The sequence below is a fragment of the Marinobacter sp. genome, assembly GCF_041595835.1.
GTDB lineage: Bacteria > Pseudomonadota > Gammaproteobacteria > Pseudomonadales > Oleiphilaceae > Marinobacter.
Genome location: NZ_JBFHJO010000088.1, coordinates 1 through 3812 on the forward strand (window position 1 = coordinate 1; position 3812 = coordinate 3812).

At 50.6% G+C, this 3812-nt stretch carries 5 protein-coding genes; 4 read left to right on the forward strand and 1 reads right to left on the reverse strand.

Annotated elements, in window-relative coordinates; genetic code table 11:
- Positions 1-76: 76 nt before the first annotated feature.
- The 4 genes from ABYA77_RS14700 to ABYA77_RS14715 all read left to right on the forward strand — a co-directional run bounded on the left by ABYA77_RS14700 (position 77) and on the right by ABYA77_RS14715 (position 3265).
- A complete protein-coding gene (locus ABYA77_RS14700) occupies positions 77-1648 on the forward strand; it encodes an IS1182 family transposase (RefSeq protein WP_372966709.1) in 1572 nt (523 codons plus the stop codon).
- A 211-nt stretch (positions 1649-1859) separates the two neighbouring features.
- The gene (locus tag ABYA77_RS14705; protein WP_372966710.1) at positions 1860-2576 is read left to right on the forward strand and encodes a hypothetical protein; all 717 of its coding nucleotides are present in this window, start codon (positions 1860-1862) and stop codon (positions 2574-2576) included.
- A 138-nt stretch (positions 2577-2714) separates the two neighbouring features.
- Positions 2715-2987, forward strand: coding sequence for a CopG family ribbon-helix-helix protein (locus ABYA77_RS14710; RefSeq protein WP_372966711.1), 273 nt, complete (start codon positions 2715-2717; stop codon positions 2985-2987).
- On the forward strand, positions 2984-3265 hold the full coding sequence (locus ABYA77_RS14715; protein ID WP_372966712.1) for a type II toxin-antitoxin system RelE/ParE family toxin: 282 nt from the start codon (positions 2984-2986) through the stop codon (positions 3263-3265). The genes ABYA77_RS14710 and ABYA77_RS14715 overlap by 4 nt, the downstream gene beginning before the upstream one ends.
- A 291-nt stretch (positions 3266-3556) precedes the next feature.
- On the opposite strand, the gene ABYA77_RS14720 is transcribed toward ABYA77_RS14715, so the two are convergent.
- Positions 3557-3812 (reverse strand): hypothetical protein (locus ABYA77_RS14720; RefSeq protein WP_372966713.1); only part of this gene is annotated, 256 nt, incomplete at its 5' end.

A 3812-nucleotide genomic window follows, 5' to 3' on the forward strand; every position in this document is an offset into this window, starting at 1 on the left:
AGCGTTGAGGCTGTAGAAAAACCCCAAAACAGGTCGTTTTTGGTAGCATTGAGCAAACAGACAAGGAGTCGTCGGAATGCCCCGCTTCAAGCATTACAACTACGACCAAGATGCGATGGTCGTCATCAATTATCAGGAACAGCTTCAGCCTGGCACCTTTGAACATGCCGTTCATTATCTGATTGAACACAAGCTGGATTTGTCGGTGTTTCATCCCAAGTACCGCAACGACGACACTGGCCGCATGGCCTACGATCCGGCTATTCTTCTGAAGATCATCCTATTCGCCTATTCCAAAGGCATCACTTCCAGCCGCGAAATTCAGTGGTGCTGCGAAACCAACATCATTTTTAAAGCCCTGTCCTGCGATACCGTCCCGCACTTCACCACCCTAGCTAAGTTCGTTAGCAGCCACGCTGAGGAAATCGAAGAACTGTTCGAGCAGGTATTGTTGGTGTGCCATGAACAAGGGCTGCTGGGTAATGAGCTGTTTGCCATCGACGGCTGCAAAATGTCCTCGAACGCGGCCAAAGAATGGTCGGGCACCTTTAAAGAGTTGGGCGAAAAGCGGGACAAGCTGAAACGTCTGATTCGCCACCATTTGCGTGAACACCACGCCCGGGATGAGGCTGAAACCGAAGCGGAACTGGATCGGGATATCCGCCGCGCCAACACCATTCTCTCGCTGGATGAAGCGATGTCCAAAGTAGACCGTTTCCTAAAGACGAGCAGCCCAAGGATGGGCCAGGGGAAACGACGCAAGGAAGTGAAGAGCAACATCACCGATAACGAAAGCGGCAAGATGACCACCAGCAAGGGCACGATCCAGGGCTATAACGGCGTGGCCACGGTGGACAAGAAACACCAGATCATCATCGATGCCCAGGCCTTCGGCGAAGGGCAAGAACACCACACTTTAACGCCGGTGCTGGAGACGGTTCAGCAGCGTTATAAAAAGCTGGGCATTGCCGACAACGTCTACCAAACCGGCGCGATTGTCACCGCCGATACTGGCTTCGCCAACGAAGCGAACATGAAATACCTGCACGAACGACAGATCAACGGTTACATCCCGGACAATCGCTTCCGCAGCAGGGATCCAAAGTTCCAGAACCAGAAAGACAAATACGGAAAACGGCACCAAAATCAACCAGGCACAGGTTGGAAAAACATCATTCCGGCTAGCGAATTTCATTTCGATCCGGTGAGCCTCACTTGCATCTGTCCGGCGGGCAACGCCATCAGTTACCAAGGCACACGGGAAACCGAGAACGGTAAGACCCGGGTGCAATTCGAAGGTCGTCTGCTCCAGTGCAGGCATTGCCCAAAAAAACACCGATGCATGCAGAATCCGGCGTCAGCCAATCACCGCACAGGTTCTGGGCGGCAAGTCTCCTTCACCATCGCAAACAAACGGCTCCCGAACTACACGGATTGGATGAAGCATCGGGTAGATAGCCCGCAAGGCAAAGAAATATACAGCCACCGCATGTCGGTGGTGGAGCCCGTGTTCGGCAACATCAGTACAACCAAACGCCTGAACCGTTTTAGCCTCCGTGGAAAGCGAAAAGTGCAGGGGCAATGGCAGTTGTATTGCTTGGTGCACAATATTGAAAAACTGGCGAATTATGGGCAGATGGCTGCGTGAACAGGGCGAGGCAATGCGCCCAGAAATACCCTAGGGCACAAGGCCACGAGCGCCTGAACACTAAAATAGCGGGATTGAGGTCTATAAAGGGCAATCAATCCGGAAACTGGAAATTGCTGGGCGAACTGGCCGGCTAACACAAACGAGATTGTAGGCGGTGGAATGCTCGCTTGTTTTTGGGTTTTTCTACAGCCTCGTTAGATTGGAAAAAATGTTCACAAAAGACTCAGCATTTCTGAATTTACCGGCAGCTCTTAATCCGAAACAGGCCGTTTTCTTTGACGGAATGAGGCATTCGGCGCAGATCGTTAATCTGTCATATAGCCGGTTATGTAGGTCGTTAACCGAGCTGTCATTGGCAGATTCTGGAGTTTCAGAACAGTCTTCATTCACGCACGTTTTTCTTGATGCTTGGGCATTCATTGATGCCGCAGATAGGTTTAGGTGTCTCTGGGAAATGCAACCGAACTCAGACACTATTCCTAATACGTTTTCCCCAAAAGTTGTGCGTTCTCAGTTACAAGCTATTCGAGATATTCGAAATGTGTCGGCGCATATCGCACAAAAGATTGATCAGATTATTGCGTTGAATTCATCGGTTCTCGGTTCTATTAAGTGGGTCACCATGGAGAGCGAAAATCCGCTCAAATTGAAAACTCACTTCATACGCCCGGGAATAACGCGAGGAAACGTAAAAGCACAGTTTGCGATGCCCAGCGGGGATATTAGTTTTAACCAGGGGAGTGGGTGTATCTCATTGTCTGCTGGAAAATATGAAGCTAATTTGTCGGCTGCTTACAAAACTATATGGTCTGTCGTCGAATTTGCCGAAGCGACTCTCGCGAGTTCTATGCAACCGGCTACCTCGCAGGAGCGTATACCTATAGACATGTTTGGTTCAGCCGAGCTTGATACCAGTCAGTCGTGAGGGTTCAATCTAACAAGTGGCTGTTGTCGGACGCACCTACGCTAGCGCTCCGGTACGCCGCAAAGCCAAGGCGTTATTGCCCCATCCTCATCGACTATGCTGTAATACATTGTAGTCGCCAAATCCGAGGGTATAGTCATGAGTGTCACCACAGTTCGCCTTCAAGCCGAAGTTGAACAGCACCTGGAAGCAATCGCCGGCAGGCTGCACCGGAGCAAAGGCTGGGTAATCAACCAGGCATTGTCGGAATACATAGAAAAGCAGCAGCTTGAGCAAGAGCGGTGGAAACAAACGCTAGAGGCAATGGAGTCTGCCACCCAAGGCAAGGTTGTTGATGCCAGTGAGGTTCATAGCTGGCTTAATAGTTGGGGAGCCGACAACGAGCAGAGTGCACCGAGGTCAGGTAAGTGAAACTGGTTTACACGGATGAAGCCATCGAAGATTTGAAACGCTTAAGGGAGTTCATTGAAGTCCACAGTCCATCGGCGGCAGCCAGGATTGCCGCCGAACTGGTTGGCAAAATCGGACTGCTTCCGGACTTCCCTCTAATGGGCACACCAGTTGAAATGGCACCGGTGCCAGACTCTGTTCGAGATATGGTTTTCGGAAAATACGTCGTTCGATATTCACTTCATGCCAGTGTCATCATCATTCTCCGGGTATGGCATGGCCTTGAAGGTGAACGATAGTAATTTAACCAGGCGCGGCATCGTGTTGCCGCCAAATTTCTGAAGCTTCTGATACAGGTATTGAATACCTGGCCTGACTATTCGGCCCTCAACCATGGTTTATTTTGGAGTATGGAATTTTGGACCCGGTGAGTTTTGTGTTTTCCGGTGTCATACCAGCACCAGCTGTGGCGGGTGCGTCCGGAAAGTGTTTGTGCGAACCACAAGCAAAACCTCAGTCAGTTTTCCAGGTGTACGGTCAAGGCGGCCCAATTGTTCAATGCACTATGTTCACAATTGACAGCTTCAGGGTCAGACGACTGGAAACAGGTAAAAATCCAGAATATGTACTGCAATGCCGCTGTCTCTTTCAAACCAACGATTGCCAATATAGGTTCCGCGCAATCGCCTGATCCGTTGGATGAGGCGCGTCAGGCATGCAATGTGGCGACGGTTGCCGCTATGGGCAATAGTGATCCCAGATTGGCGAGGGAGCGCGATAAGGCCTGTGAGAATTATCGCGAGTTGAAGGAACAATAAGAAAACCGAAACAGACCTGTTTGCCAAC

What these genes read in the sequence shown, in the direction of transcription:
- ABYA77_RS14705 (WP_372966710.1), top strand. Translation starts at nt 1,860, where the DNA reads ATGTTCACAAAAGACTCAGCATTTCTGAATTTACCGGCAGCTCTTAAT.
- ABYA77_RS14700 (WP_372966709.1), top strand. Translation starts at nt 77, where the DNA reads ATGCCCCGCTTCAAGCATTACAACTACGACCAAGATGCGATGGTCGTC.
- ABYA77_RS14710 (WP_372966711.1), top strand. Translation starts at nt 2,715, where the DNA reads ATGAGTGTCACCACAGTTCGCCTTCAAGCCGAAGTTGAACAGCACCTG.